This is a genomic window from Streptomyces sp. NBC_01788, assembly GCF_035917575.1.
GTDB lineage: Bacteria > Actinomycetota > Actinomycetes > Streptomycetales > Streptomycetaceae > Streptomyces.
The window spans coordinates 6,326,009-6,347,318 of record NZ_CP109090.1; the positions used below are offsets into that span (position 1 = coordinate 6,326,009).

Here is a 21,310-nt window from a genome sequence, read left to right on the forward strand (position 1 = left end):
TGGTCGGTCGTACTCGGGTTCCAGTTGCCCGTGCCGCCGTTCTCCAATTTCAGGAGCGACTTCATGTCTCGTCCTCTCCCGAGGAACTCCCGGTCCCGCCGCACTCTGGTCCGGGCCACCGGCATCGTGCTTGCCGTGACCGGTCTGAGCAGCTTCCTCGCCGGACCTGCCAACGCCAACCCGGCCGGTACCGGACTGGTGATCAACGAGGTGTACGGCGGGGGCGGCAACTCCGGCTCCACCTACACCAATGACTACATAGAGCTCTTCAACCCGACCGACGCGGCCGTCAGCGTGAGCGGCTGGTCGGTGTCGTACTTCAGCGCCAAGGGCAACCTCGGCGGGACGACGGCCCTGTCGGGCAGCGTGCCGGCCCACGGCTACTACCTCGTCCAGGAGGCGAAGGGCACCGGCGGCACCACGCCGCTGCCCACCCCCGACACGAGCGGTCAGCTGGCGATGTCGGCGACCGACGGCTCGGTGACGCTGAACGACGCGACCAGCGCCGTCATCGACACGGTGGGCTTCGGCACCGGCTCGATCTTCGAGGGCGCGGCCGCTCCCGCGCCGAGCAACACCACGGCCGTCACTCGCGTGACCCCCGGTGTGGACACGGACAACAACAGCGTCGACTTCACCACTCGCCAGCCCGCCCCCAAGAACTCGGGCAATGAGCCCGGTGACGGCGACGGTGGCTCGGGCGGTGACGCCGGCAAGGTGACGATCGCCGAGATCCAGGGCACCAACACGGACACCTCGCCGTTGGCGGGCAAGACGGTCACCACCGAGGGTGTCGTCACGGCCGTGTACGCGACCGGCGGGTTCAACGGCTTCTACATCGAGACGGGAGGCGCCGGCGGCACCGTCGCCGACGACAAGACCCCCGGAGCCTCGGACGCCGTGTTCGTCTACGGGTCGCAGTCGGCCGGCACCGTGACCATCGGCGAGAGCGTCCAGGTGCGCGGCACGGTCCAGGAGTTCGCCGGTACCACCGAGATCACCTTCCCGACCGTCACGAAGCTGTCCACCCCGCTGCCGCCCGTCACCCCCCTCAGGATCGCGTGGAGCGACCTGGAGACCGACGCCCAGAAGAGAGCGCACGAGGGGGAGCTGGTCGCTCCCCAGGGCGACTTCACGGTGACGGACAACTACAACACCAACTTCTACGGCCAGATCGGGCTGGCCGCCGGCGACAAGATGCTGCGCCAGCCGACGGACGCGGGCCCCGCCGGCAGCGACGTCGCACAGCAGACCGCCGACTACAACGCCTCCCACGCCATCACGCTCGATGACGGGGCCGGTGTCAGCTACACCGCCACCGGCGCCGCCGCCAACGACCCGCTGCCCTGGCTCACCGCCGACAACCCGGTCAGCGTGGGCGCCAAGGTGAGCTTCCACAAGCCCGTTGTCCTGGAGTACCGCAACTCGCTGTGGAACTTCCAGCCCACCAGCCAGGTCAACGGCGCGGGAACGGACATCGTCTCGTTCTCCGACATGCGCGCCCAGAAGGCGAAGCCGGCGGCCGTGGGCGGCAAGGTCCGCCTCGCGACCTTCAACGTGCAGAACTACTTCCCGATGACGGGCGACCAGTACATCGCCAAGGGCCTGGGGAAGTGCTCCTTCTACAACGACCGCCAGGGCAACCACATCGGGGTCAACGACTGCGGGGCCAACGGCCCGCGCGGCGCTGCCGACGAGGTCAGCTTCCAGCGCCAGCAGAGCAAGATCGTCACCGGCATCAACGGCCTCGGCGCGAGCGTGGTCTCGCTGGAGGAGGTCGAGAACTCGGCCAAGTTCGGGGAGGACCGCGACAAGGCGCTCGCGGGCCTGGTCGACGCCCTCAACGCCAAGGCGGGCGCCGGCACCTGGGCGTTCGCGCCGTCGCCGGCGGCTGCGGACCGGCCGGCGGTGACCGCCGAGGACGTCATCCGGACCGCGTTCATCTACAAGCCGGCCGACGTCTCCCCGGTGGGTGCCTCGCACATCCTGAAGGACCTCTCCGGTCCCGGTCAGGACTTCTCCATCGCCCGCGAGCCGCTGGCCCAGGGCTTCAAGGCCGTCGGCACCAATGACTCGGACGCCTTCCTGGTCGTGGCCAACCACCTGAAGTCGAAGGGCGGAACCGGCGCCGGTCTCTACCCCGGCGACAAGGAGGACACCCGCCCCGCCTACAACCAGGGCGCCTACAACGAGACCCGCACGCACCAGGCGCACGCCATGCTCGGTTTCGCGCAGGAGCAGGCGCTGGCGCTGAAGACGGACAAGGTGTTCCTCGTCGGCGACTTCAACGCCTACAACCACGAGGACCCGATGGAGTACCTGTACAGCCAGGGCTACAGCGACCTCGGGTCGACGTACGACCCGGACCACTACTCCTACGCCTTCCACGGCCTCCAGGGCACCCTCGACCACATCGTCGCCAGCCCGGCCGCGCAGTCGATGGTCACCGGCGCGACGGTCTGGCAGATCAACGCCCAGGAGTCGGTCGCCTACAACTACAGCCGCTACAACTACAACGTCACCCAGCTCTTCAACGCCGAAGACCCCTTCTCGGCCTCCGACCACGACCCCGTCGTCGTCGGCCTCAACACAGGGTCGGAGTCCGCGAAGGTCGCTTCCAAGGTCGACCTCAAGGTCACCCCGAACAAGGTCGTGGTGAACAAGACCGAGGTCATGGCGCACGTGACGGTCACGGCCAACGGTGCCAAGCCGACCGGCACCGTCACGGTGACCGTCGACGGCCAGACCTGCGGCGCCAAGCTCAGCGGCGGCGTGGCGAATGTCAAGCTGCCGGTGTTCCACAAGGCGGGCACGCACACCGTGACCGTGAACTACTCCGGGGACGCCAAGGTGCTCGCCGGGACGGCTGAAACGTCGGTGACGGTCACCACCAAGTAGGCCAAGAAGGCGCGCACGCACGGACGCGCGGCATGTACGGCGGGAGCCTGCCCTTCGGGGCGGGCTCCCGTTTTCAGTACTCTCCCCTGATCACAAAGAAGGAGCCGCGGATCACTCCGGCCAGCTTTGATTTCTGGCGCGCGAACTTGAAACGTGAAGCCAGTTCCTCGGGAACTTCCATGCCTTCCGAGAGCTTGAACCCCACTGCGCGCTTCGTTCCGTCACCGATGCCGTACATCACGTTGACCGACAGGCCGGATTCGTAGAAAACGTAAGCCATCCGGAACCCGTCCACCTCGAAGGAAGCCACCTCGAGCGGACGGGCGGAGAAGACGATGTCACGCTCGTCCGAGAGGATGCGGTTCACCCAGTCGAGCACTTCCGGTGCCTCGCTCGCGGCCCTGACGGTGAAAACGTGGTCGTACTTGTTCTTGTAATAGCGCGCCTCGTTGGCGCGCAGTCCTGCGAGAGCCTCCGCTGCCGGGGACGATGTCAGGCCGACGGTGGACACGTTCTCGAAGTCTACGGTGTATGGCATGTGCTCTCCTTGAGGCAGCGGCCCGCCCCGCCGCGAGGTGGTGGTGTCGTATTCACGCTACGTGCCCGCGCCGCGGCCCGACTTCTCGATTCCTGCTCGATCCGAATGGCAGGTGGTCGTGCGTGCACCTGCGGGGCCGTGCGGATGGGTGTAGTCAGGAAGTGTGAGCTGGCGGCAGCGATATGCGCACTGGCATCACCCACGGCAGGCCGGTGATGTCCTGCTGGCGCTTCCGCTCAGCCTGATCGTGGCCATCGTGCTGGCCGATGTACTGACCCCGTCGCACCATCTGCCGACGGGGCCGTCGCTGTTGATCGTGGCACCCGCGCTCGCCGCGTCCTTCGCCTCGACTTTCGTCACCGGGGCGATCGCCGCTGTCGCGGTGGTGGGCATGCTGATCATCGGGCTGGAAAATCACATGCTGGGCACGATGGACTTCGAGTCGCAGATCATCGCCCTCGTGATGGTTTCGGTGCTCGTGACGGTCTTCCGCTTTCTGCGGGAGCGGCATGCCCGTGAGCTGGCGGCGGTGCGAACGGTGTCGGAGGCCACGCAGCGGGTGGTGCTGCGGCCGCTGCCACGGCGGTTCGGCCCGCTGCGGGTGGCATCGATGTATCTGGCGGCGCAGGCACAGTCCCTGATCGGCGGCGACCTGTACGCGGCCATCCGCACGCCCACGGGCACCAGGCTGATCATCGGTGATGTGATGGGCAAGGGCCTGACCGCGATCAGTGACGCCGCCCTGCTGCTGGGCGCCTTCCGCGAGGCCGCACACCGCCAGGCCGGCCTGCCCGAGCTCGCGGCCTACCTGGACCACAGCGTGTGCTGGCACCTGGCCGAACCCACCGAGGCCGATACAGCCGGGGAGTGCTTCATCACCGCCGCCGTCCTCGACATCCCCGACGAGCACCCCATGGTGCAGATGGTCACCTGCGGGCACCCCCCACCCCTGCTGTTGCGCGACTGGCAGGCCATCACGCTGCGCGCCACCCACCCCGCCCCGCCGCTGGGTCTGGGCGAGCTGACCCGCCCCGACTACCGTGTCGACACCTTCGCCCTGGAGCCCGGGGATCTGCTGCTGCTGCACACCGACGGCGTGCTCGAGGCGCGCAACGCCCGGGGCGCCTTCTACCCACTGGCCGAACGGGCCGCGTCGTGGGCACACCACAGACCCTCGGCACTGCTCCGCCACCTGCGCGCCGACCTGCTCGCCCACGTCGGCGGACACCTGACCGACGACGCCGCCGTAGTCGCCGTCCAGCGCACCCTCCAGCCGGCGCCCACCGCCGTGGCTCCCGCCCACGACAGCGCCGGTCGGCCCTCGCCCCGCCCCGCCTCCCACAGCTGACGTGCGAGCCCCGGCGGATGGAAAGGTCACCGACCCGGCCTGTCCCGCGGTCCGACAGCAGTGGGCGGCACTCGCGGTGGCGGAGACATCCCCGGCACCCCCCCCGGGAACGTCATGCCTTGTGCTGCATGCCGCGCCGTGCGGGGCTTCCTTGCTCAGCGGCCTTCGGGTCCTTCTCGCCGGCCTTGGAGCGCACGCCGTCGGCAATGCGCTTGCCGATCGTCTCGTCGATGTTCGACCAGTACGTGAAGGCCCGCTCCAGGACCGGTTCGCTGACCCCGTCGAGGAGGTGTCCGACGACGTTGTCGACCAGACGGTCCCGGGCGGCGTCGTCCAGGACCTGGCGGACCAGCGTGCCGGGCTGCCCCCAGTCGTCGTCCTCGGCATGGGAGGTGTACGCGGCGCGGACGATCTCGCCGTCGGCCGTCCAGCTGGGCGGGGGGCCGAAGAGGGCGGGGTCGGCGGCAGGACCGCCCTTGGAGTTCGGGGCGTACACCGGATCAGTGGTCTTCCGGTACGCCATCGCCCCGTCCTTCGAGTAGGAGCGGACGTCGACGATGGGCGCGTTCACGGGAAGCTGCTGGTAGTTGGCGCCGATGCGGTGCCGGTGGGCGTCCGCGTAGGAGAACAGCCGGGCCAGCAGCATGCGGTCAGGGCTCGGCCCGATCCCGGGGATGAAGTTGTTGGGCTGGAACGCCGCCTGCTCGATCTCCGCGTGGTTGTCGGTCGGATTGCGGTCCAGGGTCATCCGGCCGACCGGAATGAGCGGGTAGTCGCCATGCGGCCACACTTTGGTGAGGTCGAACGGGTTGAAGCGGTAGTGCGAGGCCTCCGCGTAGGGCATGACCTGCACGTACAGGGTCCAGCTGGGGAAGTCGCCGTCACGGATGTGCTCGAAGAGATCGCGCATGTGGTAGTCCGTGTCGGCGGCGGCCATCTGGTCGCCCTCGTGCTGGGTGAAGAACTCGATCCCCTGGTCGGTCTTGAAGTGGTATTTCACCCAGAACCGCTCGCCCTTGGCGTTGATCCACATGTAGGTGTGGGAGGTGTAGCCGTTCATGTGGCGCCAGGTGCGGGGGATGCCGCGGTCTCCCATCAGCCAGGTCACCTGGTGCGCGGACTCCGGCGAGAGCGTCCAGAAGTCCCACTGCATGTCGTGGTCGCGCAGGTTGCTGTCCGCGCGGCGCTTCTGGGATCGGATGAAGTGCTGGAATTTCATCGGGTCCTTCACGAAGAACACCGGTGTGTTGTTGCCGACCATGTCGTAGTTGCCGGCGGTGGTGTAGAACTTCACTGCGAAGCCGCGAGGGTCACGCCAGGTGTCGGGGCTGCCCCGCTCGCCGGCGACCGTCGAGAAGCGAATGACCAGGTCGGTGCGGGTGCCCGGCTGGAAAACGGTTGCCATGGTGTAGGCGCTGACGTCCTCGGTCACCTCGAAGTGGCCGAAGGCGCCGCTCCCCTTGGCGTGAGGCTGGCGTTCGGGAATCCGCTCCCGGTTGAACTGGGCCATCTGCTCGATCAGGTAGGCGTCCTGCAGCAGGACCGGCCCGCCCGGTCCGAGGGTGAGAGAGTGCTCATCACTCTCCACCGGAGCGCCGGAGTCCGTCGTGGTGGCGGGATGGAACTCCGTCATGAGTCTGACCTTTCGTCGTGCCGGTCCTCCATGAACTTCACACTCGCGTGACCGTAAGAACCCGCACTAAACACGACACCGTCGAATGTGGTGCGAGGTTCTGTTCGATCAACGCCCAGCGGGCATCGGGCACGTCATGTCCGGCCGACGGTTCGGGCACTCCTCCACGGGTGTCACGCTTGGTTACTATGGTCACTTCATGCGGGTTGCACCGCATCGGAGCCGGCCGTGGAATGCAAGGCAAGAGGCCCGTGGGGCATTGGAAGATGATGCGAGAGGTCACTGCAACCCGCTATGTCGCACCCCTGCGGTCCGGCGGCTCCGTGCCCGGAATCGTCGAGGCCGACGACCTGGGGACGTACGTGGTCAAGTTCACCGGCTCCGCGCAGGGCCACAAGGCGCTGGTCGCCGAGGTCATCGTGGGTGAGCTGGCGCGCGCCCTCGGACTGCGCTTCCCCGAGCTGGTCCTCGTGCACTTCGACCCCGCGCTCGCCGCGCACGAACCCCACCAGGAGGTCCGCGACCTGCTCGACGCGAGCCCGGGCGTGAACCTCGGCATGGACTACCTGCCGGGCGCCGCGGACTTCACCCCCGAGGTCGCCGAGCACTTCCCGGTGGACCCCGTGGAGGCGGGCCGGATCGTCTGGCTGGACGCGCTGACCGTGAACGTGGACCGCACCGTCCACAGCTCCAACCTGATGGTGTGGCCGACCTTCGGCACCGCGCCGCCGCGCCTGTGGCTCATCGACCACGGCGCGGCCCTGGTCTTCCACCACCGCTGGGACGCCTCGGATCCGGGGAAGGCATCGGATCCGGCGAAGGCCTACGACTTCCGCCATCACGCCCTCGGCCGGTACGCGCCGGACGTGCGGGCCGCCGACGCCGAACTGGCCCCCAGGGTGACCCGCGAGCTGCTGCGGTCCGTCCTCGCCGAGGTGCCGGACGCCTGGCTCGCCGACGAGCCCGGCTTCGCCACCGCGGACGAGGCCCGGCACGCCTACGTCGACTACCTGGCCGCCCGCGTCGGGGCGTCCCCGGCCTGGCTGCCCACCGACTTCCCCACCCGCGAGGAACTGGCGGCGGAGGAGTCCCGGCGGACGGCGCGGACCCGGGCGGGCCGCCCGGACTGGCTCAAGACCGTCCCCGACCTGCACGGCGGGCCGGCCGCCGCACAGGACTGGTCCGTGCACCTGGGATGAGCCGGGGCACGACGCGCGATGGCCCCGGAGAGTTCCGGGGCCACCTGACGCGGTGCGGGGGTCAGCCCTTGAGCTGCTGGTACGCCGGCAGGGTCAGGAAGTCGGCGTAGTCCTCGTCGAGGGAGACCTGGAGCAGCAGGTCGTGGGCCTGCTGCCAGTGGCCGGCGGCGAATGCCTCGTCGCCGATCTCCTCGCGGATGTTCCGCAGTTCCTCGTCGGCGACCTTGCGGGCCAGTTCCGGCGTGACCTTCTCGCCGTTCTCGAACTCGACACCGGCGTTGATCCACTGCCAGATCTGCGAGCGGGAGATCTCCGCGGTGGCCGCGTCCTCCATCAGGTTGAAGATCGCCACCGCGCCCAGACCGCGCAGCCAGGCCTCGATGTAGCGGATGCCGACCTGGACGGCGTTGACCAGGCCCGCGTACGTCGGCCTGGCGTCCAGGGAGTCGATCGCGATCAGGTCGGCCGCCTCGACGTGCACGTCCTCGCGCATCCGGTCCTTCTGGTTCGGCTTGTCGCCGAGGACCTTGTCGAAGGACTCCGCGCAGATCGGCACCAGGTCGGGGTGGGCCACCCAGGAGCCGTCGAAGCCGTCGCCGGCCTCGCGGTCCTTGTCGGCGCGGACCTTCTCGAAGGCCACCTTGTTGACCTCGGCGTCCCGGCGGGAGGGGATGAAGGCCGCCATGCCGCCGATCGCGTGCGCGCCGCGCTTGTGGCAGGTGCGCACGAGGAGTTCGGTGTAGGCGCGCATGAACGGAGCCGTCATAGTGACCGCGTTGCGGTCCGGCAGGACGAACCTGGCCCCGCCGTCACGGAAGTTCTTGACGATGGAGAACAGGTAGTCCCAGCGGCCCGCGTTCAGCCCGGCCGCGTGGTCGCGCAGTTCGTAGAGGATCTCCTCCATCTCGTACGCGGCCGTGATCGTCTCGATCAGGACGGTGGCGCGGACGGTGCCCTGCGGGATGCCGACGTAGTCCTGGGCGAAGACGAACACGTCGTTCCACAGCCGCGCCTCCAGGTGCGACTCCGTCTTCGGCAGGTAGAAGTACGGGCCCTTGCCGAGGTCGAGCAGACGCTTGGCGTTGTGGAAGAAGTACAGGCCGAAGTCGACGAGGCCGCCGGGCACCTGGGTGCCGTCCGCGTCCACGAGGTGACGCTCGTTCAGGTGCCAGCCGCGCGGGCGCATGACGACCGTGGCGAGTTCCTCGTTCGGGCGCAGCGCGTAGGACTTGCCGGAGCCGGGGTCCGTGAAGTCGATGTTCCGGGTGTAGGCGTCGATCAGGTTGAGCTGGCCGAGGACGACGTTCTCCCAGGTGGGGGCGGAGGCGTCCTCGAAGTCGGCGAGCCAGACCTTCGCGCCCGAGTTGAGCGCGTTGATGGTCATCTTGCGGTCGGTGGGGCCGGTGATCTCGACCCGGCGGTCGTTCAGGGCCGCGGGGGCGGGGGCCACCTGCCAGGAGTCGTCCGCGCGGATCGCGGCCGTCTCCGGGAGGAAGTCGAGCGTGGAGGTGCGGGCGATCTCGGCGCGGCGCTCCGCACGGCGGGCGAGGAGTTCGTCGCGGCGCGGGGTGAACCGCCGGTGCAACTCGGCCACGAAGGCGAGCGCCGCGTCGGAGAGGACCTCATCCTGCCGGGGCAGGGGCTCGGCGTCGACGATGGCCAGCGGGGACGGCGCTGGTGCGGACATGAGCTGTCACTTCCTTCGGGGGAGCTTCTTCAGCGAACCACGTTCAGTGCCACCTTGCCGTGGCACCGGGTGCCCATGGCCATGAAAAGCGGCATACCGCACCCGGGGAGCGGCGGGTGCTTCTGAAATGTGGATAGTAGTTTCCTCATGGTGGAAGTTCAAGGTGTGTTGATGTCGAGAATCTTCGGGTCGAGGGAAGGTGGCGCTCGGTGCCGCGCCGCTCACTCAAGGTGGCCCAGGTCGGCCTCGGTGTCGATGTCGTATGTCCGTGCCACGTCCCCGCACTCGACGAGGGTGATCGATCTCTCGTGCGCCTTCAGATAGGCGCGTGCCCCCCGGTCGCCGGCCGCGCTCTCCGCGACGCCGTCCCAGTGGGCCGCCCCGAGCAGCACCGGATGGCCGCGCACGCCGTCGTACGCGGCCGAGACCAGCGAGCCCTCGTCCCGGTACGCGGCCCGCACCCGGGCCACCGCCTCGGCGCTCACGCCGGGCTGGTCCACCAGCAGGATCAGGGCGGCCCGTGCCCCCGTGCCGGCGAGGGAGTCCAGTCCGGCCCGCAGTGAGGAACCCATGCCCTGCTCCCAGTGCGGGTTGTCCACGAGCACGCAGCCGGGCAGCTCCGCACGCTGCTGCACCTCGGCCGACCGTGCGCCCAGGACCACGTGGACACGCTCGCATCCGGCCGCCCGCAGGGCCGCGACCGCGTGCTCCACCAGCGGCCGGCCCCGGTGCGCGAGCAGGGCCTTGGGGCGCCCGCCGAGCCGGCGCCCGCCGCCGGCCGCCAGCACCAGTCCCGCGATCTCGTCCTCTGTGCGTGTCATGGGTCCTGCATACCGCGCACCGGCCGGCTTCGAGCCGGTGTGCGGGGGCTGAATTTCGGTCCGCGCGGTGGCGCGTCCCGGTCCGGGTGGCGTTTACTGATCTGCGTCCCCCGGCGCCCGACCCGCTCCACAGGGATGTCCGACGGGACCACGGAGGGGACGGCGCACGACGGCGTGCGAGGGGGAGGGGCTGTGTTGCGGAGCTTGGACCGGCGGCCGGCGACCGGCGGCAAAGAGGATCCCAGGGTGACGGAACTGCGGACCGCGGTGGCCCGGCTGCGCCGCGAACTCGCCTCATATCCGGCGGAGTTCACCGACCGGGTCATCGCCGAGGACGAACTGGCCGCACTCGCCGCGATGACCACCCACGGCACCCCCGAACTCCCGCGCCTGCGCCGCTCCCTGCTCCTGATCGTCGGCTCCATCGGCTCGGTCAGCGCCCTGGCGTCCGGACTGTCCCAGGTGCGCACGGCGGTGGACCTGTTCGGCGAGCAGCCGCGAGGCTGACGAGCGCGTCGGCTCGGCCGGCCGCCGCGGTACGCGGCTCTGCGCTCAGCTGGGCCCGGCATGCGCCGGTCGGGGCTTCGCCGTGGCGCCTTGGCGTGCCCGCCTGGGTCTGCCGGCAGGCGGCGTGGCGGCCTGTGGGCTGCATGGTAGTAGCGGCTTGACGTGCCGGCCCTGGAATCGGCCGGTCGACGGCTCCGGCCGCCGGGCGGACGGCCGGCCCGGAAGCCGCGGCGTCCACCGGTGCGGGCCCGCCGGGCGCGGCCCCGTCCAAGGGTCGGCCGGGTGCCGTCGTCGCCGCCGTGGTGCGCGGCTCCATGCCCAACCAGGCATGTGCGTGCGCCGGTTGGGGCTTCACCGTGCGGCCCCGCCAGGCGTCCACCGCCCGTCGGTGTCCGGCGGCCGGGTGGACGGCCTGGCGGGGCGTTGGTCCGGCGGCGTTGTCGCCGCCGCCGTGGTGCTCCGTGCCAGCTTGGCATGAACAGCGCTGGTTGGTGCTTCACCGTGGCGGGCCGGCGCACCCGCCCGGGGTTCCCCGGTCGCTGGACGGGCAGCGGGGGCCGGCGGGCACCACCAGCCGGGGCGCCGGCGCCGGCCGGGTGTACCGGCGCCGCCCGCGGCCGCCCGGCCGGGGATCAGACCGCCGGGCCCGAGCTGGCCAGGGCCTTGGAGAGGTCTTGTGCCACCTGCTGGAGGACCGGGACGATGCGCTCCGTCGCGATGTCCGTGACACGGCCCGCCGGGCCGGAGATGGAGATCGCCGCGGCCGTGGGGCTGTCGGGGACGGTGACCGCGAGGCAGCGGACGCCGATCTCCTGCTCGTTGTCGTCGACCGCGTAGCCGAGCCGGCGGACCTCCGCCAGGGCCGCCAGGAAGCCATCCGGGGTGGTTATCGTCTTGTCCGTGGCGGCCGGCATCCCCGTGCGGGCCAGCAGCGCGCGCACCTCGTTGTCGGACGTGTGCGCGAGCAGCGCCTTGCCGACACCCGTGGAGTGCGGCAGCACCCGGCGCCCCACCTCGGTGAACATCCGCATGGAGTGCCTGGACGGCACCTGCGCCACGTAGACGATCTCGTCGCCGTCCAGCAGCGCCATGTTCGCCGTCTCGCCCGTCTCGTCCACCAGCCGGGCCAGGTACGGCCGAGCCCAGGTGCCGAGCAGCCGCGCGGCGGACTCGCCGAGGCGGATGAGGCGGGGCCCGAGCGCGTACCGGCGGTTCGGCTGCTGCCGTACGTAGCCGCAGGCGACCAGGGTCCGCATCAGCCGGTGGATGGTGGGCAGCGGCAGACCGCTCGCGGCGGAGAGCTCGCTCAGACCCACCTCGCCTCCGGCGTCCGCCATCCGTTCGAGCAGATCGAAGGCGCGCTCGAGGGACTGGACCCCACCGGTGGCGGCGGGGCCGGCGGAGGCGGAGGACTTGCGCTCGTCTGACGGCGGCACGTCGCATTCCTTTCTGCGGGTGTGGCCGCATGTTACCGGCCTGGTCGGATGCCCACCCAGGCCTGTCATGGACCGTTACTACCGATCAGCAAGGGTTTGTCCATATCCTCGTCTGAAATGCGGGCTGACCCTTGACGCTGCTCTCGGTGAAAACTACGTTCTGGCCACCGGAAGTCTACTTCCGTTCTGTGGAAAACACCGAATGTTCCCCCACCTTCCCCTCCCCGGGAGCCCGTATGCCTCCTGCTGTGGATGACCGATCGTCCGTGGACACCGGCAACACCGCGAGTTCTGGCCTGTACACGTACGACCTCGCCCCCACGAAGAAAGAAGGGCGCCGCTGGGGCGCCTACAACGTCTTCACGCTCTGGGCCAACGATGTGCACAGCCTCGGTAACTACGCCTTCGCGATCGGACTGTTCGCGCTCGGCCTGAACGTGTGGGGCATCCTGGCCGCCTTCGCACTCGCCTCTCTCCTGCTCTTCCTCCTGCTCACCCTGTCCGGGTTCATGGGACACAAGACGGGCGTCCCGTTTCCCGTCATGAGCCGCATCGCTTTCGGCATCAAGGGCGCGAAGATACCCGCCGGCGTCCGCGGCGGCGTCGCCATCGCCTGGTTCGGCATCCAGACCTATCTCGCCGCCTCCGTGCTGAGCGCGCTGCTCGTAGCCATGTTCCCCGGCCTGGGCGGCCTCGAGAAGCACTCCGTGCTCGGTCAGTCCCTGCTCGGCTGGATCACCTTCATGGCCCTGTGGCTGCTCCAGGTCCTCATCGTGAGCTACGGCATGCAGATGATCCGGCGCTACATGGCCTTCGCCGCGCCCACCACCCTGATCACCATGAGCGCCCTGGCCGCGTGGATGTTCTTCCGGGCGGGCGGATCGATCTCCCTGTCCGACGGCCACCCGCTCCCGGGCGGCACGATGTGGCTGCACGTCCTGCAGGCCGCCGCGCTGTGGGTGGTCATCTACGGCACGTTCGTACTCAACTTCTGCGACTTCACCCGTTCGGCCAGGAGCCGCGCCTCGATCGTCCGCGGCAACGTGATCGGCATCCCGGTGAACATGCTCTTCTTCGCCGTCATCGTGGCGGTCCTGTGCGGCGCGCAGTTCAAGCTCGACGGGCAGATCATCACCAGCCCCACGGACATCGTCCGCACCATCCCGAACATGATCCTGCTGGCCGCGGCCTCGATCGCCCTCATCGCCCTGACCGTCGCGGTGAACCTGCTGGCCAACTTCGTGGCACCGATCTACGCGCTGGTCAACCTCTTCCCGCGCCGGCTGAACTTCCGCCGCGCCGGCCTGGTGAGCGCGTGCGTCGGCCTGGTGATCACGCCGTGGAACCTCTACAACAGCCCCATCGCGGTGGAGTGCTTCCTCGGCGGCCTCGGCGCCCTGCTCGGACCGCTCTTCGGTGTGATCATGGCCGACTACTGGCTGCTGCGCAGGGCCCGGGTCAACGTCCCCGACCTCTACACCGAGGACGCGCGGGGCGAGTACCACTACCGCCGCGGCTACAACCCGCGGGCCGTCTGGGCCTTCGCGCCCTCCGCGGCCATCGCCGTCGTCCTCGCCCTGATGCCCGCCTTCCACGCCGTCGCCGGCTTCTCCTGGTTCGTCGGCGCCATCCTCGCGGCCGTCCTCTACTCGGTCATCGCCGACCGCAGCGTCCTGATCCAGGACGTGGACGGCGAGGCCATCGCGGTCGCCGCCGAATAAGCCGCGCACGCATCGCGCACTGAACCAGCCGTCGAGCGGAATCACCCAGAAAGCCGACCATGCGCATCCTCGTCGTGAACGTCAACACCACGCAGTCCATCACCGACTCGATCGGTGAGCAGGCGGCGGCCGCGGCGTCACCAGGCACCGAGATCGTCCCGCTGACTCCCTCCTTCGGAGCGGAGTCCGTGGAGGGCAACTACGAGAGCTACCTCGCCGCCATCGCCGTGATGGAGGCCGTACGCGCCTACCCCGGGCCCTTCGACGCCGTGATCCAGGCCGGCTACGGCGAGCACGGCCGCGAGGGCCTCCAGGAACTCCTCGACGTCCCCGTCGTCGACATCACCGAGGCCGCCGCGAGCACCGCCCAGTTCCTCGGCCGCACCTACTCCGTCGTCACCAGCCTGGACCGCACGGTCCCGCTGATCGAGGAGCGCCTCCACGCCGCCGGGCTGAGCGCCCGCTGCGCCTCCGTGCGCGCCAGCGGGCTCGCCGTGCTCGATCTGGAGCGGGACGAGAAGGCCGCCGTCGCCGCGATCGCCGACCAGGCCGCCCGCGCCGTGGAGGAAGACCGGGCGGAGGTGATCTGCCTCGGCTGCGGGGGCATGTCCGGGCTCACCGAGCGCGTCGCCGAACGCACCGGGGTCCCCGTCGTCGACGGCGTGACCGCCGCCGTGACGATTGCCGAGTCCCTCGTCCGGCTCGGCCTGTCCACCTCCAAGGTGCGCACATACGCCCGGCCGCGGCCCAAGCGGATGGTCAACTGGCCGCCGAGCGCGCGTTGACGCAGATCGTGCGTCGCCCGCGCAGGCCGCCGCGACGAGGTCCGCTCCGTCAGGAAGGTCTTGACTCATGAGGCCCGGCCATGAAGACTCCGTATACAGGAAACTTGTTTCCGCTCTCCGGAATTTTGCTTGTTTCGCGGGTGAGCGACAGTGAACAGAGGAACCGCACCAGAGGAGGGGCGTCCGTTGCCCGACGTACAGCTCGTACTGCGCTCCACACGCGTCGTGACCCCCGAGGGCGTGCGCCCCGCGTCCGTCACCGTCGCCGACGGCCGGATCGTGGCCGTACTGCCGCATGACGCCGAGGTGCCGGTGGGCGCGCGGCTGGAGGACGTCGGCGACGACGCTCTGCTGCCGGGACTCGTCGACACCCACGTCCATGTGAACGACCCCGGGCGCAGCGACTGGGAGGGCTTCTGGACCGCCACCCGGGCGGCGGCCGCCGGAGGCATCACCACCCTCGTCGACATGCCCCTCAACTCGCTGCCGCCGACGACCACCGTCGGCCACCTCCGCGTCAAGCAGGAGGTGGCCCGCAGCAGGGCCCACATCGACGTCGGCTTCTGGGGCGGCGCGCTCCCGGACAACGTCAAGGACCTGCGGCCCCTGCACGACGCGGGCGTCTTCGGCTTCAAGTGCTTCCTGTCCCCGTCCGGGGTCGACGAGTTCCCCGAGCTGGACCACGACCAGCTGACCGCCTCCATGGCGGAGATCGCGGGCTTCGGCGGGCTGCTCATCGTGCACGCGGAGGACCCGCACGAACTCGGGCTCGCCCCCCGGCTGAGCGGCCCGAAGTACGCCGACTTCCTGCAGACCCGCCCGCAGGTCTCCGAGGACAGCGCGATCGAGGGCCTCATCGAGCTGGCCCGCCGGCTCGGCGCGCGGGTCCACATCCTGCACCTGTCCTCCTCCGGCGCGCTGCCGCTGATCGCCGCCGCCAAGCGCGAGGGCGTCCGGCTCAGCGTCGAGACCTGTCCGCACTACCTCACGCTCACCGCCGAGGAAGTGCCCGACGGGGCCAGCGAGTTCAAGTGCTGCCCGCCGATCCGTGAGGCCGCCAACCAGGACCTGCTCTGGGCCGCGCTCGCCGACGGCACCATCGACTGCGTCGTCACCGACCACTCGCCGTCCACCGTGGACCTCAAGACGTCCGACTTCGCCACCGCCTGGGGCGGCATATCCTCGCTCCAGCTGAGCCTGTCGGCCATCTGGACGGAGGCGGCCCGGCGCGGCCACGGCATCGAGGACGTGGTCCGCTGGATGTCCGAGCGCACCGCGAACCTCGCCGGCCTCGACCGCAAGGGCGCCATCGCACCCGGCCGGGACGCGGACTTCGCGGTCCTGGCCACCGACGAGACCTTCACCGTCGACCCGGCCGCGCTCCAGCACCGCAACCGCATCACCGCGTACGCGGGCAAGACCCTGCGCGGCGTCGTGAAATCCACCTGGCTGCGCGGCGAGCGCGTCTACGACCCCGCGCTCGACGACCGCTTCACCGAACCCACCGGCCGACTTCTGGAAAGGACGAACTGATCACTGTGACGGCGACCCTGTACTTCACCGGCGACGCGAACCCCTACGGCGGCGGCGACCCCTACGCCGACTACCGTACGGCCGACTTCCCCTTCACCAGGCACGCCAACCTGGCCGACCGCCGGCTCGGCGCGGGCGTCGTCGCCGCCAACGACGAGTTCTTCGCCCAGCGCGAGAACCTGCTGGTGCCCGAGCGGGCCGACTTCGACCCCGAGGACTTCGGGCACAAGGGCAAGGTCATGGACGGCTGGGAGACCCGCCGCCGGCGCGGCGTCTCGGCCGAGCACCCCTGGCCCACCGAGGACGACCACGACTGGGCGCTGATCCGGCTCGGCGCGCCCGGCGTCGTCCGCGGCATCGTCGTGGACACCGCCCACTTCCGCGGCAACTACCCGCAGGCCGTCTCCGTCGAGGGCACCTCGGTCGACGGCGCCCCCACGCCCGAGGAACTCCTCGGCGACGATGTGAAGTGGACGACCCTCGTCCCGCGTACCGCAGTCGGCGGCCACGCGGCCAACGGTTTCGAGGTGAACGTCGAGCAGCGCTTCACGCACCTGCGTCTCAAGCAGCACCCCGACGGCGGCATCGCCCGCCTGCGGGTGTACGGCGAGGTCGTGCCCGACCCGGCGTGGCTGGCCGCGCTCGGCACCTTCGACGTGGTGGCGCTGGAGAACGGTGGCAGCGTCGAGGACGCCTCCAACCTCTTCTACTCGCCGGCCACCAACACCATCCAGCCGGGTCGTTCCCGCAAGATGGACGACGGCTGGGAGACCCGCCGCCGCCGCGACCAGGGCAACGACTGGATCAGCTACCGCCTCGCCGGGCACACCGGGATCCGCGCCCTGGAGATCGACACCGCCTACCTCAAGGGCAACAGCGCCGGCTGGGCGTCGGTCTCCGTCAAGGACGGGGAGGACGGCGAGTGGACGCAGATCCTGCCGCGCACCCGTCTCCAGCCCGACACCAACCACCGCTTCGTGCTGCCCGCGGCGGCCGTCGGCACGCACGCGCGCGTGGACATCTACCCGGACGGAGGCATCTCCCGGCTCCGCCTGTTCGGCGCGCTGACCGAGCAGGGCGCGGCCGCCCTGGCGGCCCGCCACCAGGAACTGGGCGGCTGACCCGTCCGTGCCCGCGGGGCGTTCCGTCCGCACGGACCGGCACGCCCCGCCCGCCGGGTCCGCCGGGGCCGATGAGTTTCGGGGGACGGTGGGGTCTGTACCGGTGACGGAGAACCGCACCGGAAGATCCACCGAAGAGAAGACCCACCGAAAGAGAGGCACCCGCCATGGGCAAGCTCGTCGTCACCGGTTTCGTGAGCATCGACGGCGTCCACCAGGCGCCCGGCGGTCCCCAGGAGGACGACCGCGACGGCTTCACGCAGGGCGGCTGGAGCGTTCCGTACGGCGACGAGGACTTCGGCCGGTTCATGATCGAGGTCTTCGACCGCGCCGGAGCCTTCCTCCTCGGCCGCCGCACCTACGACATCTTCGCCGCGTACTGGCCACAGGTGACCGACCCCGCGAACCCGGTGGCCGCCCGCCTCAACGGCCTGCCGAAGTACGTGGTCTCCACCAGCCTGACCGACCCCGCCTGGCAGGGCACCACCGTGATCTCCAAGGACCTGGCCGAGGAGGTCGCCGCGGCCAAGGAGCGCACCGAGGGCGAACTCCAGGTCCACGGCAGCGGCGACCTCGTCCGCTCCCTGCTGGCGCTGGACCTCGTCGACACGGTGCACCTGCTGACGTTCCCGGTCGTACTCGGCGCCGGACACCGCCTGTTCGAGGAGGGCACCGTCCCGACCGCCTTCACGCACACCGGTGGCCGTGTCACCGGGGCGGGCGTGTCCATCCAGTCGTACGACGTCGTGGGACGCCCACGATACGGCTCCTATCAGGATTAACTTCCCGCGAATTCACCGAACTTGACGGTGAACTCCTGAACTTGTCATTGACATGCCACTATCTACGCGCGTCATGATGAGCCCATGACATTCCCCCCGCGTACCACCCGGATCGGCGCCGCGGGCGCCCTCCTGTCCGCTCTCCTCGTCGGTGGCACCGTCGCCGCCGCCCCGGCCGACGCCGCCGCGACGGCGGTCGGCAGCATCTGCTACAGCGCGCTGCCCTCGCAGGCGTACGACACGCTCCGTCTGATCGACAAGGGCGGTCCCTTCCCGTACTCCCAGGACGGCGTCGTCTTCCAGAACCGCGAAGGCGTCCTGCCCGCGCAGGCGAGCGGGTACTACCACGAGTACACGGTCGTCACCCCGGGCTCCTCCGACCGCGGCGCCCGGCGCATAGTCACCGGCAAGAAGACGCGGGAGGACTACTACACCGCGGACCACTACGTCACGTTCAAGCTCGTCAACTTCGGCTGCTGAACCACGAGTCGACCGCATGTCCCTCGCCCCGCGGCCCCTCCACGCACACCGGCCGCGGGGCGAGTGGCTGCCCGGACCCGGCCTCGGGCTCGGACGGGGCCGGGCGGCCGCACGTGGGTGCCGTGGGTGCTGCCCTGCGACGGGGCTGATCAGGGCCGCGGAGCGCTCAGCGCCCACAGCGCGGTGAGCAAGGTGGCCCCGCACAGCGCCATCCCGACGGCGGCCACCAGGCTCCCGCCGATGAGCAGCGCCCCCGCCACGGTGCCCAGGACGAGTCCGAACGCGGCCACCCGGACGCCCGGCCACCACCAGGGCCGCGTGAAGCGCGCCGTGGCGTCGACCGCGGTGAAGGAGTCCCTCAGGGTCGTGCGGACCGCCGTGTGCTCGTCGAGGAACACACGGCGTGGCGCAACCCGCCGCCGCCGCCCGAGGGGGACCAGACGGGTGCCGTCCGTCAGCCGTACCACCACCGCGCCGCGCGAGCCGGTGCCGTGATGGGCACTCACCTCGACCGGGCCCCGGAGCCCGTCGATGACGGGATGCCACATGATCCGCTGCCAGACGGCCGGCCGGTCGCTCGCGCCCGTCTCGGTGAGCCTGAGCCACAGGCTCTCCGACAGCGCATGTGGGGAGGCGGACCCGGTACCGCAGTGCACCGTCGCGGTCATCGGGCGGGACGGCCGCCGCGCCGCCCACCAGAACCGCAGACCACGTCGGGCCCACACCGAGCACAGCAGAGCGGCCGTGGCCCCGGCGAGCAGGACGGGGACGAACAGGTCGTCCTCGGCGGCCGTCTCCTCCGAGTCACCGGGGAAGCCCCGCGGGTCCGTCTCGTCCGGGTCGTAGGCGACGGGGAACCGACGGCCCTTGGTGTAGTGGTCGGTGTCGTAGATCTCGAAACGCTGCACGTGCTCACGGCCCGTGCGGTCCTTCCAGCGCACCCGGATGTCCTCGGTGTCCCCGAGGTCGTCCTCGACGACCACGCCGGTGGCGTGGGCCGTGGCCCGGTCGCGGGCCTGGCCGTAGGCGTGCGCGTGGAAACCCAGCCAGCCCGCGAACAGCGCGAATCCGGTCAGGGTGGCCGTCATGCCCAGCAGGGCGACGCGCAGGGCGGGGCCGGGGCGTCTCATGCTCTCTCCGCCTTCTCGGTCCCGGACTTGTCCAGCAGGGCGTGGACGGGCGCCGGGTCGCCGCCGTCCACGGCCGTGACGAGCACCTCGTACAGGTCGACGACCGTGCCGTCCGGCGCCGTGAGCACGGTGCTCATCCAGCGGGAGGTGCAGGACCAGCCGGCTTCCAGCAGCAGCGGCACCAGGGCCGCGCCCATGGCACTGGCGAGTACCTGGCCGCCGAGCCTCCTGCGCACGGCGGCCGGCAGCCACCGCAGTTGAGGGCGCATCCGGCGGGCGAGGCCGTACCAGTCGCCGTCGGCGACGGCGTCCAGTGCCGCGCGCAGCGCCCCGGTGGGGGAGGGCTGCCCGGTCGCGGCCGCCAGCGCCTCCGCGCGGTGGCCGCCGTCGGCGGGGAGGCGGAACCTGTCAGGGTCCAGTTCCAGGAGGCGCACCGGCTTCAGGTCCTCGGGCCGGAGGGCGCCGCCCCCACCGCCCGCCTGGAGCGTCCCACCGGGTCCGTCCGCGCAGGCCAGACGCTGGACGCACCACTCGGCGACCACCTCGGCGTCACGCAGCACAAGCGGAGCCGAGCCGTACGCCGCACTGGTGCTGGTGCTGGTGCTGGTGCTGGTGCTGGTGCTGGTGCTGGTGCTGGTGCCGGTGCCGGTGCCGGTGTGCGGCAGCGCGGCCGTCCGCACGGCCGTCGGCGGATGGGTGGCCGTCGCGTAGACGTCCAGATCCTCCTCCTCGGCATCCTCGCGGGCGGCCCGGGCCCGCACCAGCGGGTCCTGGAGGGCGAGGTCGAACGCCTCGTAGAGGTCCACCGGGTACGAGCCCTCCTCGACCAGGTCCTCCACCCAGTCCTGCGCGATCCCGTCGAAAGCCGCGTCGATCACGGCGACCCGCTCGACGGCCTCGCGCGCCGCGTCACCGCCCACCACCCGGGCGGCTTCCGCGTCGGCTGCCAACTCCTCCTGCCAGGGCCATGGTTGGGTCGCGCGCAGCAGGGGAGCGGCCAGCGGGGCCAGTGGCCGCAGGCGCCCCTCCAGCCGTTCGGCGAGCGCGACGCGAGCCGCCAGCAGGGCACGTGTGCGACGGTCGTCGAAGTGACGCTCGTGGGCCAGCTCGTGCGCGATCACCGCGGCCAGGTGCGTGGCCGAGAGCGCCCGGACCAGCGGTAGCCCGAGCAGCAGCGCGTAGGCGTGTCCGCCGGCGGTCCTCACCCGGACCGTGAGCACCGCCGGCTCGGGGAGGATCCGCACCAGCAGCGGAGCGCCGAAACCGGTGCGCTCGGCCATGTCCCGCACCAGCGCCGCGAGTTCCGGCTCGTCGTCCGGCCGTACCGCCCGGCCCGGCAGGGCGTCGGGGAGGACGGCCCTCGTGTACAGGGCCGGAAGCAGCCACAGCATCGGCAGCGCGATCATCTGCCAGCCTCCCCAGACCAGCCCCCCGGCCGCGATCAGCAGAAGGAAGCCGATCAGTGGCAGCCAGGCGACGGCTGCCATGGCCGCGGTGAACGACCACGCGCGGACCGCCGAGACCCGCGGCCCCCCGGATATGCGACCGTCCATCACACTCCTGTCGTGCCATGAGGTGTCGGCGGATTCTGTCATAGCCAGGTCAAGCCTGCGGACGTTGAGCGGTACGTACGGTGCCGGCCCGGGAGCGGCGGTCGGGCACCGGCCACCGCCGGCCCGGTCGGGCGCGCC

The 21,310-nt window shown here is 70.7% G+C and carries 17 protein-coding genes; 10 read left to right on the forward strand and 7 right to left on the reverse strand.

Annotated features, from left to right (window positions below; translation table 11 throughout):
* Positions 1-63: 63 nt before the first annotated feature.
* The gene (locus OIE49_RS28555) at positions 64-2,898 is read left to right on the forward strand and encodes an ExeM/NucH family extracellular endonuclease (protein ID WP_326804772.1); all 2,835 of its coding nucleotides are present in this window, start codon (positions 64-66) and stop codon (positions 2,896-2,898) included.
* A 73-nt stretch (positions 2,899-2,971) separates the two neighbouring features.
* Here the strand turns inward: OIE49_RS28555 and OIE49_RS28560 are convergent, their stop codons facing one another.
* Complete coding sequence (locus OIE49_RS28560; RefSeq protein ID WP_326804773.1) at positions 2,972-3,436, reverse strand: phage tail protein; 465 nt, start codon at positions 3,434-3,436, stop codon at positions 2,972-2,974.
* Positions 3,437-3,599: 163 nt separating this feature from the next.
* On the opposite strand from OIE49_RS28560, the gene OIE49_RS28565 reads away from it, so the two are divergent.
* Positions 3,600-4,784: a PP2C family protein-serine/threonine phosphatase gene (locus OIE49_RS28565; protein WP_326804774.1), complete on the forward strand. Its 1,185-nt coding sequence runs from the start codon at positions 3,600-3,602 to the stop codon at positions 4,782-4,784.
* Positions 4,785-4,896: 112 nt separating this feature from the next.
* Here the strand turns inward: OIE49_RS28565 and OIE49_RS28570 are convergent, their stop codons facing one another.
* A complete protein-coding gene (locus OIE49_RS28570; protein ID WP_326804775.1) occupies positions 4,897-6,417 on the reverse strand; it encodes a catalase in 1,521 nt (506 codons plus the stop codon).
* Between the two features lie 266 nt (positions 6,418-6,683).
* Between OIE49_RS28570 and OIE49_RS28575 the strand changes: the two genes are divergently transcribed.
* The gene (locus OIE49_RS28575) at positions 6,684-7,616 is read left to right on the forward strand and encodes a HipA family kinase (protein ID WP_326804776.1); all 933 of its coding nucleotides are present in this window, start codon (positions 6,684-6,686) and stop codon (positions 7,614-7,616) included.
* Between the two features lie 61 nt (positions 7,617-7,677).
* Here OIE49_RS28575 and aceB read toward each other — a convergent pair whose 3' ends face one another.
* Both aceB and OIE49_RS28585 read right to left on the reverse strand, forming a co-directional pair.
* A complete protein-coding gene (aceB, locus tag OIE49_RS28580; protein ID WP_326804777.1) occupies positions 7,678-9,303 on the reverse strand; it encodes a malate synthase A in 1,626 nt (541 codons plus the stop codon).
* 221 nt (positions 9,304-9,524) lie between these two features.
* Positions 9,525-10,124: a nucleotidyltransferase family protein gene (locus tag OIE49_RS28585; protein WP_326804778.1), complete on the reverse strand. Its 600-nt coding sequence runs from the start codon at positions 10,122-10,124 to the stop codon at positions 9,525-9,527.
* Positions 10,125-10,316: 192 nt separating this feature from the next.
* Between OIE49_RS28585 and OIE49_RS28590 the strand changes: the two genes are divergently transcribed.
* Positions 10,317-10,631 carry a DUF5955 family protein gene (locus OIE49_RS28590; RefSeq protein WP_326804779.1) on the forward strand — a complete coding sequence of 105 codons (315 nt, stop codon included), beginning with the start codon at positions 10,317-10,319 and terminating at the stop codon, positions 10,629-10,631.
* A 632-nt stretch (positions 10,632-11,263) separates the two neighbouring features.
* On the opposite strand, the gene OIE49_RS28595 is transcribed toward OIE49_RS28590, so the two are convergent.
* Positions 11,264-12,067, reverse strand: coding sequence for an IclR family transcriptional regulator (locus OIE49_RS28595; RefSeq protein ID WP_326804780.1), 804 nt, complete (start codon positions 12,065-12,067; stop codon positions 11,264-11,266).
* Positions 12,068-12,303: 236 nt separating this feature from the next.
* Here OIE49_RS28595 and OIE49_RS28600 point away from each other — a divergent pair, with 236 nt between their 5' ends.
* The 6 genes from OIE49_RS28600 (at position 12,304) to OIE49_RS28625 (ending at position 18,489) form a co-directional block, all read left to right on the forward strand.
* Positions 12,304-13,788 (forward strand): NCS1 family nucleobase:cation symporter-1, encoded by a 1,485-nt coding sequence (locus tag OIE49_RS28600; protein WP_326804781.1) that lies wholly within the window; start codon positions 12,304-12,306, stop codon positions 13,786-13,788.
* Between the two features lie 59 nt (positions 13,789-13,847).
* Complete coding sequence (locus tag OIE49_RS28605) at positions 13,848-14,573, forward strand: aspartate/glutamate racemase family protein (protein WP_100566510.1); 726 nt, start codon at positions 13,848-13,850, stop codon at positions 14,571-14,573.
* 186 nt (positions 14,574-14,759) lie between these two features.
* Positions 14,760-16,106 (forward strand): allantoinase AllB, encoded by a 1,347-nt coding sequence (gene allB / locus OIE49_RS28610; protein ID WP_326804782.1) that lies wholly within the window; start codon positions 14,760-14,762, stop codon positions 16,104-16,106.
* A 5-nt stretch (positions 16,107-16,111) separates the two neighbouring features.
* Positions 16,112-17,227 carry an allantoicase gene (alc, locus tag OIE49_RS28615; protein WP_326804783.1) on the forward strand — a complete coding sequence of 372 codons (1,116 nt, stop codon included), beginning with the start codon at positions 16,112-16,114 and terminating at the stop codon, positions 17,225-17,227.
* A 167-nt stretch (positions 17,228-17,394) separates the two neighbouring features.
* On the forward strand, positions 17,395-18,009 hold the full coding sequence (locus OIE49_RS28620; RefSeq protein ID WP_326804784.1) for a dihydrofolate reductase family protein: 615 nt from the start codon (positions 17,395-17,397) through the stop codon (positions 18,007-18,009).
* Positions 18,010-18,093: 84 nt separating this feature from the next.
* Entirely contained in the window at positions 18,094-18,489 is a 396-nt protein-coding gene (locus OIE49_RS28625; protein ID WP_326804785.1) for a ribonuclease domain-containing protein, read from the forward strand.
* A 149-nt stretch (positions 18,490-18,638) separates the two neighbouring features.
* On the opposite strand, the gene OIE49_RS28630 is transcribed toward OIE49_RS28625, so the two are convergent.
* Together OIE49_RS28630 and OIE49_RS28635 are read right to left on the reverse strand one after the other, a co-directional pair.
* Positions 18,639-19,619 carry a hypothetical protein gene (locus tag OIE49_RS28630; protein WP_326804786.1) on the reverse strand — a complete coding sequence of 327 codons (981 nt, stop codon included), beginning with the start codon at positions 19,617-19,619 and terminating at the stop codon, positions 18,639-18,641.
* Entirely contained in the window at positions 19,616-21,172 is a 1,557-nt protein-coding gene (locus tag OIE49_RS28635; RefSeq protein WP_326804787.1) for a M48 family metalloprotease, read from the reverse strand. The genes OIE49_RS28630 and OIE49_RS28635 overlap by 4 nt, the downstream gene beginning before the upstream one ends.
* Between the last annotated feature and the right edge of the window lie 138 nt (positions 21,173-21,310).

Excerpts from the sequence above, each read along its gene's own strand:
- OIE49_RS28555 (WP_326804772.1), top strand. The coding sequence starts at position 64 with ATGTCTCGTCCTCTCCCGAGGAACTCCCGGTCCCGCCGCACTCTGGTC.
- OIE49_RS28560 (WP_326804773.1), bottom strand. The coding sequence starts at position 3,436 with ATGCCATACACCGTAGACTTCGAGAACGTGTCCACCGTCGGCCTGACA.
- OIE49_RS28570 (WP_326804775.1), bottom strand. The coding sequence starts at position 6,417 with ATGACGGAGTTCCATCCCGCCACCACGACGGACTCCGGCGCTCCGGTG.
- OIE49_RS28575 (WP_326804776.1), top strand. The coding sequence starts at position 6,684 with ATGATGCGAGAGGTCACTGCAACCCGCTATGTCGCACCCCTGCGGTCC.
- aceB (WP_326804777.1), bottom strand. The coding sequence starts at position 9,303 with ATGTCCGCACCAGCGCCGTCCCCGCTGGCCATCGTCGACGCCGAGCCC.
- OIE49_RS28585 (WP_326804778.1), bottom strand. The coding sequence starts at position 10,124 with ATGACACGCACAGAGGACGAGATCGCGGGACTGGTGCTGGCGGCCGGC.
- OIE49_RS28600 (WP_326804781.1), top strand. The coding sequence starts at position 12,304 with ATGCCTCCTGCTGTGGATGACCGATCGTCCGTGGACACCGGCAACACC.
- OIE49_RS28605 (WP_100566510.1), top strand. The coding sequence starts at position 13,848 with ATGCGCATCCTCGTCGTGAACGTCAACACCACGCAGTCCATCACCGAC.
- OIE49_RS28620 (WP_326804784.1), top strand. The coding sequence starts at position 17,395 with ATGGGCAAGCTCGTCGTCACCGGTTTCGTGAGCATCGACGGCGTCCAC.
- OIE49_RS28625 (WP_326804785.1), top strand. The coding sequence starts at position 18,094 with ATGACATTCCCCCCGCGTACCACCCGGATCGGCGCCGCGGGCGCCCTC.
- OIE49_RS28630 (WP_326804786.1), bottom strand. The coding sequence starts at position 19,619 with ATGAGACGCCCCGGCCCCGCCCTGCGCGTCGCCCTGCTGGGCATGACG.
- OIE49_RS28635 (WP_326804787.1), bottom strand. The coding sequence starts at position 21,172 with ATGGACGGTCGCATATCCGGGGGGCCGCGGGTCTCGGCGGTCCGCGCG.